The sequence below is a fragment of the Tunicatimonas pelagia genome (assembly GCF_030506325.1).
Classification (GTDB): domain Bacteria; phylum Bacteroidota; class Bacteroidia; order Cytophagales; family Cyclobacteriaceae; genus Tunicatimonas; species Tunicatimonas pelagia.
In genome coordinates this window covers 73,749-89,202 of sequence record NZ_CP120683.1, presented here as the reverse complement: position 1 = coordinate 89,202, position 15,454 = coordinate 73,749, and the positions used below count along the sequence as shown (strand labels likewise).

Below are 15,454 nucleotides of genomic sequence, written 5' to 3'. Positions count from 1 at the left end.
AATAGGCTTATGCAATAAAAAAGGAACCGTAAAGGGCGGCCACCCGAAACGGTTCCTCAAAAGACCCATTCATACGGTAGCGCGCAAACACCAATTGTACAAACGCTAGACTAAGTTGCTTAGTCAATGGCCTTTTTATGTCTAATCACAATTAATCTATATAACTATGAGAGACAATTTACGGACGACTTTTACTCAGGTAAGCAAGAGTCAGCGTATCAAGAACGTAGTAAGCTGTATTTTGTTATGCTTACTAACGTTTACCATTGCCTTTGCTCAAGAGCGGGTAATTGAAGGCAAAGTAGTCGACGAAAACACCGAACCTATTCCGGGGGTCAACGTGCTGGTGAAGGGTACCGACCAAGGAACGATCACCGATATTAACGGTCAGTACCGCTTAAATGCCCCCGAAGACAGCGAGACTTTACTATTTTCCTACGTGGGTTATGAAACCCAAGAAGTTGCTATTAATGGGCGTAGTACCATTGATATCAATCTGGCAGTAGACGCTCAGCAGCTCGGTGAAGTTGTGGTAACTGCCTTGGGGGTAGAGCGGGAAACGAAAGCTTTGGGCTACGCAGTACAGGAAATTGAAGGGAATACGTTGACCCAAGCCCGGGAACCCAATCTACTCAACTCATTATCGGGACGGATTGCCGGAGTACAAATTACTAATGGTGCTTCAGGAGTTGGTTCTTCATCGCGTATTACCATTCGGGGCGAGAATTCTTTAGTACCCGGAAATAACTCACCGCTCTTTGTGGTAGATGGTATTCCAATCAGTAACGAGACCCGCTCGTTCCGCTCGGAAGGCAATCTGGAAACCGATTATGGTAACGGGGCAGCGGAGATTAATCCCGACGATATTGAGAATATTTCGGTACTAAAAGGGGCGAGTGCCGCCGCACTTTATGGTTCTCGCGGGGCTAACGGAGTAGTGCTTATTACTACTAAATCAGGTAAGGGACAAAAAGGTATTGGCGTGAGCGTAAACTCTACTACTACCTTTGAACGTCCACTACGGATTCCGAATTACCAAAACCAGTACGGTCAGGGTGCTGGGTTCGATTTTGCCTTCGGCGACGGCTTCGGCGCAGGAGTGAATGATAATATTGACGAAAGCTGGGGCCCCCGTCTGGATCAGGGAACCAATATCGCCCAGCACGATTCGCCGACTGCCAACGGCTTCCGAGGTGGGGATAGTCATCCGAGCATTGATCGAGGTGATATTACCCCCACTCCCTGGACATCGGCTCCTAATAACATCGATAACTTCTTTGAAACCGGCTATACGCTCACCAACAACGTTGCGCTCACCGGAGCTAATGAAGATGGAAGCTTCCGCCTATCGTACACTAACCTCGCTAGTAAAGGAATTTTACCCAATACCGATCTGGAAAGGAATACGCTGAACCTTTCGGCACAATATAACCTGACTGATAAACTGAAAGCAACAGCCTCGGTCAATTACATTGCTAGTGGTAGCGATAATCGCCCGAACAATAGCTATGGTACTGAGAACATTATGTATCTATGGGTATGGTTCGGTCGTCAGATTGAAATGAATAGTCTGGAGAACTACTGGCAACCCGGACTGGAAGGAGTACAGCAGTACAACTACAACTGGCACGACAACCCCTATTTTACCATGTTTGAGAATACTAATGGTCTGGATAAGGATCGGATTATCGGTAATATCATGGTGACTTATGACTTCACCGATAATTTACAACTGATGCTCCGCAGCGGTACCGATTTCTTTAATGAGTTGCGTACTAACCGTCGGGCCTTTAGTACCCAGCGCTATCCGTTTGGGCAGTATCGGGAGGATAAAATCTTTTTTGAGGAGCGAAACACGGACTTTTTGCTGACTTACAATAAGGAAGTCAACGAAGATTTTGACTTCACCGTAAGCTTAGGCGGTAACCGCCGGGATTTGACCGACCGCTACAACCGGGTAAGTGCTAATCAACTATCCATTCCCGAGGTATACAACTTTGAGAACTCCCGTATCCCGTTAGCAACTACCCAATTTGACCAGCGTAAGCGGGTTAATAGTTTGTACGGATTTGCCAATATTAGTTACAAAGGAGTACTATTCCTAGATATAACTGGACGTAACGATTGGTCAAGCACATTACCTGCTGATAACAATTCTTACTTCTATCCATCGGTATCAGCTTCCGCCATTATGACCGATATTTTGGATATTTCTTCCAACAGTATGCTCTCCTTTGCCAAGCTACGGGCCAGTTGGGCACAAGTAGGTAACGACACTGATCCGTATCAGCTACGCAATGTCTTTAATTTCCAGGAACCGTTTGGTAACACGCAACGAGTAACCGAGTCTAACATCATTGCCAACAGCGATCTGAAGCCCGAGCGGCAAACCTCAGTGGAAGTTGGAGCTGACTTGCGATTCTTTGACGGTCGGTTGCAGTTAGATGCAACATATTATAACACTTCTAGCGAAAATCAGATTCTGGAACTTCCGGTAGATATTACGTCTGGTTACAGCCGCCAGGTGATTAACGCTGGGGAGATTCGTAATCGCGGGGTTGAAGTTATGTTGAACGCTACGCTGCTAGAACTTAACAACGGATTACGCTGGAATACCAATATCAACTTCACTCGTAATCGTAGCGAAGTAGTTTCTTTGTTCGGTGATCAGGATACTTACCAGATTTCTAATAACTATGTCCAGATTCTAGCCAAAGAGGGTGGGCAAATGGGCGATATGTACGGTACCGGCTTTCAGCAAGCTCCTGACGGACAAACGATCTACGAAAATGGCTTTCCAGTGCGGGATAACAACCTACGTTTGCTAGGAAACTACAACCCAGACTTTATGATGGGCTTCTACAACACTATTATTTACCGCAACTTTGACTTAGGCTTTCTGTTTGACTGGCGACATGGCGGAGTTGTAAAGTCACGCACTATTCTGATTGGAGGTACTTCCGGCATGATGGACTTTACGGCTGAAAGCCGCGAAAATGGTTTGGTGGGTATCGGGGTGAAAAATGTCGGAAGTGATGAAAACCCTGAATACGTGACTAACGATGTAATTGTCTCCGGGCGGGATTTCTACTGGTCGCGCTACAACCGAGGTAATGAAGAAATCGGAACCTACGATGCTTCTTTTGTCAAGCTTCGGGAAGTACGCTTAGGCTACCGCATCCCAAGCGAAGTATTCGGACGGGTGCCCATCCAAAACTTCCAGGTGTCGGTGGTGGGGCGCAACCTCGCCCTCTGGACGGAGAATACCCATTTTGACCCAGAGGTGATATCGTTTGACGGCGGTGAAGTCGTGCCCGGAGTAGAAGATATGGCTACGCCAACTACTCGCAGTATTGGCTTTAACATCAGCTTTGAGTTTTAGAATTTATTCCTAAAAAAACTTCACAATTATGCATAATAAGATTTTATCCTGGGGCATTCTGCTGCTCATTATCAATCTGGCAGGTTGCACCGACGACTTTGAAGAGATTAATACTAATCCTAACCGCCCCGAAGAGGTATCGGCCGATCTGCTACTCTCTAAAGTGCTAAGTACCGCAGCGAATGAAAATGCGCTGGAAGCCTGGAACCGGGGAAATATTGCTGCGCAGTATACCGCCAAAATCAACTTTACTGACTTCGACCGATACCTTTGGGAAGACAATGGTGGCTACTGGAATGACCTATACGGCAACCTTCGGGATATTGAGAATATCCTGGCTATTGCCCGCGATGAAGAAAGCCCCAATCCTAGCTACGAGGGAGTAGCGTTGGTGATGAAAGCCTGGACGTATGTCGAGCTAACTAGCCTGTGGGGCGACATTCCGTTTACCGAAGCTATTCAGGGGCGCGCCGAACAACCTATTCTGCAACCACAGTACACTCCCCAAGCCGAAGTTTTCGCCGGAATCCTAGATGACCTACAGCAAGCCAACGATCTACTTCAGACGGATGGAGCTGCTGTTGCGGGTGATTTGATCTTTCAGGGTGACCTAGCCAAGTGGAAGAAATTTACCAACTCGCTACGGGTTCGTGTACTGATGCGTATTTCCGGTAAGCAAGACGTGTCTTCGGATTTGCAAGAAATCATTGCTAATCAGCCCCTGATGGAAAGCAATGATGATAATGCCTTGATGGAATATTTGCCTAGTCAACCTAATACTTGGCCGGTTCATACTTTTCGGGTAGGTTCGTTTGATGAGTATCGGTTGAGCCTAACCAATGAAGGTATTCTGAGGGGGTTTGATGATCCCCGTTTGTTCCGATGGTTTCGTCCAACGGATCGTACTATTGGCACTGAAGGCGCGGTTTACGTTGGAATGCCCAACGGTCTGAGCGAAAACAATGCATCAACTTTCAATGGTGGAGCACAAAATGTATCTCGCTGTAGCCGTATTCTATACGAAGAACCTAACAGCGTAGACGCGGTACTGATGCAGTACGCCGAACTGCAATTTTTGCTGGCAGAAGCGGTTCAACGCGGATTGGTCTCAGGCGATGCCCAGGCTTTCTACGAGCAAGGGGTAACTAGCTCATTTGATTATTGGGAGGTTCCAATGCCCGGCGGTTACCTGAGCCAAAGTGGTGTAGCTTACGACAACTCCCTAGAGACAATTATGAATCAAAAGTGGCTTTCACTATTCTTAAATGGCTATGAAGCTTACTACGACCACCGACGTACTGGTTTTCCTGCTGCAATCACCCCGGGTCCGGATAATGTAAATAGCGATCAAGTTCCAGTACGCTACTTGTATCCCGACGATCAGCAAACGTTAAACACGGCGAACTACCAGGCGGCTATTGCCCGCCAGGGAGAAGATAATATCAATACTCAGATGTGGCTTTTGAACAATTAGCAAATAGCAATGAACAATGTGCAATGGAAAATATGTGTTCGGGAAAGGTTAAAGGTTTGTAAATATCCTATCTAAAACCCAACCCCTAATCCCCAAAACCCATTGACTATTGAACAATTTTAATTCACCAATTATGCAAAAATCTATAATATATCTTTTAGTCGTTCTGAGCGTATCGCTGACGGCTTGTTATGACGATGAGTTTGATACGGGAGGGTTTTCCGTGCCATCGCTCATTCTTTTTGATGGTGGCTTTCCCCAAAGTACCAATCCGCTACTAAAAAACCGACTGGTGTTCAGCTCAATTGATGATATCGAGATCACCGTAAGTGCAACGAATATTAATGAGTTGCAAGTAACTGCTATTCAGAGCGATGGAAGTACTTCGCTGGGGCGTTTGCCAATTGCAAACGAAGAAGGGGTACTACAAACATCTTGGAGTGAGTTAGGTAATTTAGATCGGATTGATTTTACCGGGGCACCCGATAGTAAGCAACCATATACTAAGCGGCTGGAGTTAACCGAAGTAGCTCCCTTCACGCTGGACTACTTAGCTGATGGTACCGACTTTGTAACTCCTAGCACTACCAATAATGACTCTACCGTTTCAGTCTACTACGAGCTAGCTACTGCGAACACTCCAATTGCTAGCGTATCGTTCGCCCAGCGTATTGGCGAAGAAGGGGAGTTTGCCCCGCTGATTAGTCAGGATGTAAATGCTACCAGTTTAGAACAGCAACAAGTTTCACTCACAGTTCCTGACGAAGCTACGCTAGGATTAAATGAAAGTCTTTTTGTACGAGCGACAGTGGAAGGGGTGAATGGACTGACTTACGAAGAAATCATTGAGATACAAAACTTAGCCGTAGCCTTAGCAGCCGAAGGTGAGTTTGATTTGACGAATACCGAAGATGCTTCATTCAACTTTGCCCAGCTTGATACAGGAGCATTTGCTAACGAACAGGCTGATGTTCGTTTGGCCATAGCTGACAACCAACTGAATCTGGAAGCTGATCCGGAGAGCGGAACCACCTTTGTGGTAAGCGAAGAATTTGATTTTGCTTCCGCCACGTATCAGTCGGTACGAGATGCTTTTGCAGCGGGTACCGCTGTAAGTACGGTAGAAGATATAGCTAATTTGCCGACTGACGTCACTGTGCTGGTACAAGTGGGTAGCAGAACTGGACCAGCGGAGTACGCTGTATTACAGCTTAATGCAATTGATCGAGTTAGTGCTGATGCGAGTTCAGTAAGCATCCGCTACAAAGCGAACTAGTGTGAACTTATCACAATCTTGAAAAAGCGGCATCGGATTGTAATCTGGTGTCGCTTTGTTTAATTTACGCTAACCTTACTAATACCACTACCACATCCCCTACCATGTTTCGCCACTGTCTACTCTTACTCAGTTTTCTATCAATTCTCGCTGCTTGCCAATCTACTCCTTCTTCCGAGGAGGCTGCTGACAATATTCAATGGATATCTCAAGCTCCAGCGGGCGACCATTATGCAGTAATTGATACCGCTGGACAGACTATCATTCCCAATGGGCGAATAATTCAACCGATGGGTAAAACCTATCGAGTAGCCCCGCATCCCTATGGTTTGGTCATGAGTGATGATGGAAGTATTGCGATAAGTGCCAACTCAGGTACATCTCCGTTTTCTATAACCATTTTTCAGGAGCCACTTTCTGGCAGTCCGCGAATTCGGCAAATACCAGAGGGAGCGAAGAACGATGAGGATTTGCTGGGAGCTGTATTCATGGGCTTGGCGATTTCCCTGGATAACCAAACAGTGTACGTAGCTGGGGGACAGCAGAATAAAATTTACTTATTTGATATTGCCAGTGGTCAGCCTCGGGGTGAGATTGACTGTACCTGGCGCAATGCTGATAGCGTCGTTTATGATAATGGCTACATCGGCGATATGGTGCTAAGTCAGGATGGAAACACGCTTTACGCGGTCGATCAAATTGGCTTTCGGCTAATAACGATTGACGTGGATAGCCAGGCGATCATCAATAATACTTCAGTAGGGCGCTATCCGTTCGGAATAGCTCTCTCGCCCGATGAGTTAGAAGTCTACGTGGCGAATGTCGGTATGTTTGAGTATCAGCCAGTTGTATCCAGTGAAGATTTATCACCTGAAGAACTGAAAGAACAGGGCTTGCGCTTTCCCGCTACTGCCTACGGTAGTGATGAAATGAAGGAAGGCATTCAGAATGATTCGCTCAGTATTCCGGGATTGGGAGATCCCAATATAGACGAAGCCTTTTCAGTCTGGACGGTGGATGCTGCTTCGGGTGAAGTAACTGCTAAAGTAAAAACTGGATTTCTGGTAGGACAAATGGTGGAAGATTTTCCGGCAGTGGGTGGAGCTAGCCCTAACTCATTGGTAGCCACGGACAAATTTGTATTTGTGAGCAACGGTAATAACGATTGCGTTTCGGTAATTGATATTCAGCAGGATACCGTAGTGCAAAATATTCGATTACAACCCGATAAACGTTTGGGTAATCTGCGGGGAATTATTCCGTTCGGCTTAGCCCTCTCACCCGACCAGCAGCGACTGTACGTAGCTGAAGCGGGAATCAACGCGGTAGGAGTCATTGATGTACCAAGTCAGCAGCTAATTGGGCATTTACCCGTCGGTTGGTTTCCTTCCAAACTAGCGGTTAGTCCTGACGGCAAACAGTTAATAGTCGCCAATGCTAAAGGTTATGGGAGTGGTCCCAACGGTGGTTCTACTTTTGAGCTAGGTGAGGAGGGAAGCTACATCGGCGCGCTTATGAAAGGTTCAATCACGGTGCTAGATATTCCGACTGATGACCAACTAGTGGAGTTTACCCAGCAAGTCGTTGAGAATAATTTCAATTTTCGTGAAGCCGAACAAGTAGCTCAGGATCAAGAAGAAAATCCAATTCCGGCGTATCCGGGTGAGAAAGAATCGCCTATCAAACACATTATTTTTGTCAGTAAGGAGAACCGTACGTATGATGAAGTTTTTGGACAACTGAAAGGTGGGAAAGGAGAAGCATCTCTGGCTCGTTACGGTCGTGATCAGACTTTTAGTAATGATGCGAATACCCAAACGATAGAAAACGCGACCGTAATGCCCAATCATCTGACTTTAGCCGAACGTTTTGCCATTAGCGATAATTTTTACGTGGATGCCGATCATTCTGCCGATGGTCATCGTTGGCTGGTCAATACCTATCCAAACGAATGGGTAGAAACCCACGTGGCGGCGGCTTACGGCGGAAAGCGAAAGTCGGTACCCGGTTCAGAAGCACCGGGAAATTATGGGGTTGTTGGTTCGTCCGGGGCAATTTATCCCGAAGATTACAACGAAGCAGGTTCTATCTGGGATCATATGGAACGCAACGATATCGAATTCTACAACTTTGGTTTTGGAGTAGAACTGGCGAATAGCTACGCGGACTCTACATTAAAGTACTTTGGGGTACGTCCGCTCGTAAATTACCCCATTCCCGGCCCACTCTACGAGCGGACATCGCGCGCCTATGCCACCTACAATATGGGAATTCCCGATCAGTTTAGGGCCGATACATTTATTGAGGAGTTTGAAGAGAAATGGGGCGAAGGTGGCTTACCCTCGGTGCTCACCATTATCTTGCCCAACGATCACGGAGCGGGTGACCGCCCTAACGCGGGGTATCCATTTAAAGAAAGTTATATGGCAGACAACGATTTGGCTCTAGGGCGACTAGTAGAGTTTCTTTCTAACACTCCGTACTGGAAGAATATGGCGATTGTCGTGACCGAAGATGACTCTCAGGATGGAGTTGATCACGTGGATGCCCATCGTAGTCTTCTCATGATTATTTCTCCCTACGCCAAGAGAAACTACATAGGCCATCAGCATTACAGCTTCGGTAGTATTTTTAAAACATTCTGGCATATCCTCGGTGTTCCTCATTTAAATCAATATGATTATGGAGCGACTGATCTGTCGGACTTATTTACCTCCGAGCCCGATACTTCAGCTTATCAAGCTTTACCAGTCAACCCATTAGTGTTTGATCCACAAAAAGCTCTTGATCCATTTGACGAGCAGTTTGACTGGAAAGCGGTGCTGGAATCTCCTCAATTGGATGATCCGGCTGATTTTCAGGCAGCGGCAAATGAGCGGGTTCAAGGGGGAAGTAATCGTTGACTCTACAGTATGAACCGAACCTACACCAATGCTTTGGCAAATCAGTTTGAAGCGATTTATGAGGGCGAACCTTGGCTAGACGAAACCTTCGCTAAAAAACTAAATGGTCTGACTGAAACGCAAGCCTTCACTCGTCCATCATCTAATTTACGCAGCGTAGCCGAGATTATTTCTCACCTAATAGCGTGGCGTAATGATGTGTTACATCGGTTGCAAGGCAATCCTCGCCAAGTATCTATGGAAAGTTCTACCAATTGGCCTGACCGCGAAGAATTACAGTCAGTTGGGTGGCGCACACTTAAATTACAGCTAGCTGAGAATCAGGAGTCGCTGCTAGCTTTACTGAGAGCGAACGATGATGAATTTTTGAACCAGGTCGATGAGCATTCTTCCGAAAACGAAACTTTTGGGTACTTAATCGAAGGGCTACTACACCACGACTGCTACCATCTCGGGCAAATCGGTTTGATCATCAAGTTACTACCAACCTAATCCCGACTAATAAGCAGTATCTGATAAAGTAAGTTTCGGTAGAGCTTCTGGTTCAGGTGTACGTACCAGACACTACTGACCGAAAGGAGCCGTAATGCTCAACCAAGGAATGAATATAAAGGAGTCAAGCGTAGCCAAAGGGAAAAATAGTCCATAGTCAAATGAGACTGATCGAGTTAGTGAACGGGCTCCCAGCGAGGCAATTACTACTGTCTCGCCCTCACCTGATACAATATAATTCTCCGACAGAAAGTATGATCGTTTGCCAAGAGGAGCAGTTCCACTAATTGTTATTAACGGAATATCCGACCAACTTTCGTCGGCAAAGCCATAGCCCAAACCTACAGTCAGATTTTTATTGCGCGAACCAAAAGTACTTACCCCATAAACGGTACCGAAGGCGGTAGACGCCTCTCCGGCAATGATTCCGGCGAGTGCCCCAATTCCCAGATTTACTCGGTCAGGACTAATTGGAATAGATACTTTAGGGGTTATCCAAATAGGGGTGGGTGCACCGGCGAATAGAAACAGAGGGATTAATCCTAATCCAACTGACACATGATCGGTGAGGCCTACTCTAGCCTGATTAAATAGCACCCAAGTATTTTGGTAATACCCTTCGCCCCGAGCTAGATTATATCCGCTGGGGGTAATAAAGTACCGAGTGCTATACGGCCCTCGTCGCCAAGACTGAGCGTTAGCGAAGCCTTGCGGGTCAATGGGTTTCATTGACTCAATATCATCGTTTCGTATCATTATTTCCCCCAGATTGCGCGTAAGTAGTCGGATTTGCCCAGGGGTTTGCTCAATAATTTCTCCTACGTATTCGTTCCCATCAGCCGTTTGTACTAACCATAACTGAACTGAATCGGAGGGGAATTCTTGGGCTAATAGAGATGATGAAACAAAAAGCAGAAGTAGAGTGAGGCGCATAGATTAGGTGTTTCTTAGTAGATCACAAAGGCTATGCCAGTTACTAAGGAAAATAGAACATAAAAAAAGCCGGACTCAAATGTTATACGTTCGAGTCCGGCTTTAGCGTTACTGATCTTTCTTCACCTTAACGAGAAAGAGAAAGTAAGTTGGCTTGAATATTATAGCGATCCATTAATTCTTTAGTATATTTCTTTTTTCCGTAGGGTACTAACAAGAAGAATTGGCCGTTTTTGATCTGGGCAATATTAGAAAAGAGCTTCCATTTACTAACCACAGACTGCTCATGTTCTTTATCACCTTCTACCACTTTAAAATAGTCTTTACCCAACAATGTTCGGGCAGTCAGATCAGGCATAATTTCTTCATTAGTGCCCTGCTGAATGAATTTGCCCGGTTGTTCGTAGTCAGGATGATTAGCCTTTATCTGATCATACCCTTTCTTTTCCAATAAGGTAATAGCTTTTTCAATAAAATGGCTTTGTTTCTCTTCGGTACTCATAAGTAACTTTAGTAATAAAAGATAGTTAAAAACTGTTTGCAAATAGAGTTTACAAACTCGCTTAGGAAAACAGCAGACTTATTGATAGTTAACAAGTAAACTTACATATTTATAGATAAGTTCCCTATCATTTGACAATTCTTCTATTTATCTATCCAACTAGGTCAAATGCTTTTTTCATAGCCTCGGCAGTAGAAGCTACTGCTTTATCATCAGGCATGTCCCGTAGGGTTTGGTTGAAGGGTTCAGCACGAACCGGGCCATCAAAACCAATGGTTACCAAGGCATCCAGAAAAGCCTGAGTATCAATAAGTCCAGTAGCCATCGGTAGCTCCCGCTCACCATCTATTTGCTCCACTGCACTTCGTCCGGCATGGGCATCATTAAGATCGCCCGCTACAACATCCTCATTGGAAAGCGTCAAAATGTCTTTTACATCTTCCTGTGCTGTAAACCAATGAAAGCTATCTAGCACAACTCCTACATTCTTTTGCCCAATTTCTTCAATCAAGGCCTGAGTTTCCTCTAACGTATGAACGAAAGCATACTTTTTGGCGTGTCGCAAGGTGGTTGGGCCTACGTACTCCAAGCCAAAGCGCAAATCATAATCGGCTAATATTTTAGCAACTTCTCGCAGGCGGTTAGTGTGTTGTCGTAAGTTTTTCAAATAATTAAGTTCGGCGTGGGTGGGCATAATCCAGGTGCTCACTCGGGTGACGTTTGCCTGCTGTAGTCCTTTTGCTAAAGCGGGTAGTTTACTCAGCCCATCGCGCAGTGTGTCTTCGTCTTTCCGAAATTCTACCGGGAGTCCGGCCACCCCCCAGCCGATGTTTTTCTGCTGCATGTTTTCTAGAAGCGTGCTACGCTCTCCGTCCGATAGCTTCGCTAGAAAATCAGAAATCGGGGTAACTGCCTCAAAACCATATTGCGCTGCGTAATCAATAAGTTGTGACTGATCAGCTTTCACTCCAATTGCCCCGGTATCGAGACTCATGGTAAATTTCCGGGTTTTTAGTTGAGGTGAAGCGGATGAAGTAAAAGTAGTTGAGGCTAGCGTAGCTGCGGCCAAGGTAGATTGTTGTAAAAAATGGCGTCGATTCATAGATTGGATATATTGTGCGTAACCGGAAAGGTAAGAAATATTTCTTACAGTATTTAGCAATTTGGGGGATGCTCGGCTAATATTAACAAGATGAAAGCTCAATGTATGTAATCAATACTACGCAATACTAAAAAAACGATCATCATAATAAACATTTAGCAATAGTTTAGTTTATTTGAGCAGAGAATTATTAAACTATTGCTATGGGATTACTCATATTTTTTTTCGTATTGTCTATCGCGTTTTCATTTTTATGCTCTATTCTAGAAGCGGTTATTCTTAGTGTAACCCCCTCTTATGTAAACCGGAAGGTGCAAGAAGGGGCTACTACCGGCGAACTACTCAAATCGTACCAACAAGATATTGATAAGCCGCTGTCGGCCATACTTACCCTAAATACTATTGCCCACACCGTAGGGGCGATTGGAGTAGGTGCTCAGGCAGGTAAACTATTTGGCGACTCGGAAATTGGCCTAGGCTTTACCAGCATCAGTATGGAATCTATTATCGCTGCAGTAATGACGTTGGCCATTCTGATATTATCGGAGATTATACCCAAAACCATTGGCGCAAATAATTGGCGTACGCTAGCTCCGTTTACCGTGCAAGCCCTGAGAATTATGATTTTATTATTGACTCCTTTTGTTTGGCTCAGCCAAGCAATTACAAAGGGGCTAAAGAAAGAGAAAGGGCGTTCGGTGCTTAGTAGGGCAGACCTAACGGCAATGGCGCAGGCTAGTGAGGAAAGCGGGGCAATTGATAAAGACGAATCGAAGATTATTAAGAATTTGCTACGCTTAAACAAACTGCGGGTGCGCGACGTAATGACCCCTCGGGCCGTAATGGTAATGGCCGAGATTAGTCAAACATTGAGTGAGTACTACGAGCAATATAAGCCTATGCGATTTTCGCGCATTCCGGTTTTTGAAGAGAGTCAAGACCGAGTGGTGGGTATGGTACTGAAAGACGAAGTGCTACGAGGGCTAGCTGAAGATCAGCATCAACTAACACTGACCAAGTTACGTCGTGATATAAAAAGTGTGCTAGATACCGAAATACTACCTACTTTGTTTGACCAGTTACTTACTCAGCGCGAGCACATTGCCATTGTACACGATGAGTACGGTACTGTGGTTGGGTTGGTTACTTTAGAAGACGTGTTAGAAACCATACTTGGTCTGGAAATTATGGACGAGAGCGATACGGTGGAAGATATGCAACGTCACGCTCGTCAGCAATGGGAGAAGCGCGCCAAGGAACAGGGATTGGCTACGTAGGTAGGACTTGGGGCTGGGAGCTTGGGGCAAGGAGTGATGGAAACCGGAGACCGGAATTTATTTTTGATGCGTTGTTTTTCCAAACTTGAACCTCGTAATTAAGTGACCAGCATTCTAGCCTAGCGACAACTTCAGCAATCAGTAATTGAACAATCGAGCAATCGAGGTATTTAGCCGTTTCAAGGTAATGCAGCTATTCATTCACTATTTTTTGCACTTAGTATTTCCGGCAGCGATTGCATTAATGTTCTTTAGAAAGAAGTGGAAGCAAGCGTACTTATGGATGTTAGCGACCATGCTGGTTGATCTGGATCATCTGTTGGCAAATCCAATTTTTCAACCGAACCGCTGTAGCGTAGGGTTTCACTATTTGCACACTTTTTATGCCTCGGTAATCTATTTTGTCATGCTATTTTTTCCTTATCCACTACGGATTGTTGGCTTAGGGCTTTTACTCCATCTGCTAACTGATTTTATTGATTGTCTGTTTATGTTTAGCCAGTGTCCAGAGTGCCAAGCGGCAGCTCCCGCTTACGAATGGCTAAAAACAGTAGCCAGTTGGTTGGGGATATAGTTTCCTTACTTGGTATCGTAAACCAGGAGAATAAGCTGTAGAATACCAATTATCGAGATATTATCAACCAGACCGAAACACATATCGCTCCCAAACAGCCCAACCCTATTCGCCTACAAGAGTACGGAGTTGGTGTTTTTACGCTAGCACAAACGAAATCAGCCTGGAAAAAGGCGTTAAAAAAGCAATACGTTACAGTAGACGGTGCTACTGCATCTACCGCAACTTATATCTACGGTGGTGAAACCATTCGTTTATCCGTATCGGAAAAAACACTTCCCAAAAAAAAGCTGATTTTACCTCTTAAAGTGCTGTTTGAGGATGAATACTTAGCGCTAATTCATAAACCAGCTGGGGTTTTAGTGAGTGGCAACCGATTTAAAACAATCACTCACGCTTTACCCCAGAACCTCGCGCCAAGTACTTTGAGCGACGCTACTTTACCTCAACCAGTGCACCGGCTAGATTACGCTACCACAGGTATTCTACTCGTTGGGAAAACGCGTAGTAGCATTCGGGCTTTAAACAACATGTTTGAGAATAAAGAGGTGGGGAAAACCTATTATGCTATCGCCATTGGCGAAATGAGCGAAGTTGGAACAATTGCTTCTGAAATTGATGGTAAACAGTCTCGATCAGGTTATGTGGTGCAACAATCGGTGCCATCTAAAAGGTTTGGTCAACTTAACCTAGTGCGGTTAACACCTCAAAGCGGGAGAAGGCACCAGTTACGCAAACACCTATCCGGTATTGAAAACCCAATTTTGGGAGATAGGGAATACGGTGCAGAGGGCTTAGTTTTGACAGGGAAGGGGTTGTATTTACACGCCTATTCACTAGAATTTATTCACCCTTTAACTGCTCAGAAAATCTACGTGACTGATGAACTGCCCCAGAGGTTTAGAAAAATATTTGGTGGAGTAAAGGAATAAGAACGGTGACCCGATAAATAGTACTGGTGCTATTCCATCTGAATGTAGACATCAATACGCTCTTGTGCGTCATCAGGAAAGACGCTGATAATCTGCTTCATCTCTTCCGGCGAAACATGATTAGAAACCGCTTTCATAGTAGCTAGTAATGTTCTTTTAACCAGCTCTGTACCAATTTCGTCCGAAGAGTATACCTGCTGGTCAGCACTCACAATTTTATGAAGCAGATCGGGAAATGAATGGATGGGTGATGGAAGGTATTGATCTACTTTCCAATGCTCAGCGATAAGTGCTTGTAGCGGGAGTGGTAAAGGTGTAAAAAATTGTACTGCCTTTGAAAAGGGCAAAATACGACAAATAGTACTCAAAAGCGACTCTACCAGTGTAAGTGCCTGTTCGGTATTTTCTGAAAACCCTAAGTACCTAGCAATAGGAACAATCATATCGCTCAGATAAATAAGGTGGGGCTGATATCGAGGAAGGGCGTTCATGGCAATTAGATTTAGTACACTAATTTACAGCCAAACCTGCGCACAGTATATGACCTAGATCATGTTTGATACTGACCATGACCTCTACTCACTCTACAGTAACAAAAGATGGGAAA

General features: G+C 45.1%; 12 protein-coding genes. 8 read left to right on the top strand and 4 right to left on the bottom strand.

Annotated elements, in window-relative coordinates:
- The first annotated feature begins 166 nt into the window (after positions 1–166).
- The 5 genes from P0M28_RS00285 (at position 167) to P0M28_RS00265 (ending at position 9,527) form a co-directional block, all read left to right on the top strand.
- Positions 167–3,382: a SusC/RagA family TonB-linked outer membrane protein gene (locus P0M28_RS00285; protein ID WP_302207329.1), complete on the top strand. Its 3,216-nt coding sequence runs from the start codon at positions 167–169 to the stop codon at positions 3,380–3,382.
- A 28-nt stretch (positions 3,383–3,410) separates the two neighbouring features.
- Positions 3,411–4,856 (top strand): SusD/RagB family nutrient-binding outer membrane lipoprotein, encoded by a 1,446-nt coding sequence (locus tag P0M28_RS00280; RefSeq protein ID WP_302207328.1) that lies wholly within the window; start codon positions 3,411–3,413, stop codon positions 4,854–4,856.
- Between the two features lie 133 nt (positions 4,857–4,989).
- On the top strand, positions 4,990–6,132 hold the full coding sequence (locus tag P0M28_RS00275) for a hypothetical protein (RefSeq protein ID WP_302207327.1): 1,143 nt from the start codon (positions 4,990–4,992) through the stop codon (positions 6,130–6,132).
- A 104-nt stretch (positions 6,133–6,236) separates the two neighbouring features.
- On the top strand, positions 6,237–9,035 hold the full coding sequence (locus tag P0M28_RS00270) for a bifunctional YncE family protein/alkaline phosphatase family protein (protein WP_302207326.1): 2,799 nt from the start codon (positions 6,237–6,239) through the stop codon (positions 9,033–9,035).
- 9 nt (positions 9,036–9,044) lie between these two features.
- Positions 9,045–9,527: a DinB family protein gene (locus P0M28_RS00265; RefSeq protein WP_302207325.1), complete on the top strand. Its 483-nt coding sequence runs from the start codon at positions 9,045–9,047 to the stop codon at positions 9,525–9,527.
- Between the two features lie 72 nt (positions 9,528–9,599).
- Here P0M28_RS00265 and P0M28_RS00260 read toward each other — a convergent pair whose 3' ends face one another.
- The 3 genes from P0M28_RS00260 to P0M28_RS00250 form a co-directional block, all read right to left on the bottom strand.
- Positions 9,600–10,460, bottom strand: a complete 861-nt coding sequence (locus P0M28_RS00260; RefSeq protein ID WP_302207324.1) for a hypothetical protein — start codon at positions 10,458–10,460, stop codon at positions 9,600–9,602.
- 127 nt (positions 10,461–10,587) lie between these two features.
- Entirely contained in the window at positions 10,588–10,962 is a 375-nt protein-coding gene (locus P0M28_RS00255; protein ID WP_302207323.1) for a hypothetical protein, read from the bottom strand.
- 151 nt (positions 10,963–11,113) lie between these two features.
- Positions 11,114–12,064: a sugar phosphate isomerase/epimerase family protein gene (locus P0M28_RS00250; protein ID WP_302207322.1), complete on the bottom strand. Its 951-nt coding sequence runs from the start codon at positions 12,062–12,064 to the stop codon at positions 11,114–11,116.
- Positions 12,065–12,267: 203 nt separating this feature from the next.
- On the opposite strand from P0M28_RS00250, the gene P0M28_RS00245 reads away from it, so the two are divergent.
- The 3 genes from P0M28_RS00245 (at position 12,268) to P0M28_RS00235 (ending at position 14,847) form a co-directional block, all read left to right on the top strand.
- Complete coding sequence (locus P0M28_RS00245; RefSeq protein ID WP_302207321.1) at positions 12,268–13,341, top strand: hemolysin family protein; 1,074 nt, start codon at positions 12,268–12,270, stop codon at positions 13,339–13,341.
- Between the two features lie 145 nt (positions 13,342–13,486).
- Positions 13,487–13,915 carry a DUF6122 family protein gene (locus P0M28_RS00240; RefSeq protein ID WP_302207320.1) on the top strand — a complete coding sequence of 143 codons (429 nt, stop codon included), beginning with the start codon at positions 13,487–13,489 and terminating at the stop codon, positions 13,913–13,915.
- A 308-nt stretch (positions 13,916–14,223) separates the two neighbouring features.
- Positions 14,224–14,847, top strand: coding sequence for an RluA family pseudouridine synthase (locus P0M28_RS00235; RefSeq protein WP_302207319.1), 624 nt, complete (start codon positions 14,224–14,226; stop codon positions 14,845–14,847).
- Between the two features lie 29 nt (positions 14,848–14,876).
- Here P0M28_RS00235 and P0M28_RS00230 read toward each other — a convergent pair whose 3' ends face one another.
- A complete protein-coding gene (locus tag P0M28_RS00230) occupies positions 14,877–15,338 on the bottom strand; it encodes a DUF2267 domain-containing protein (protein ID WP_302207318.1) in 462 nt (153 codons plus the stop codon).
- Positions 15,339–15,454: the final 116 nt, after the last annotated feature.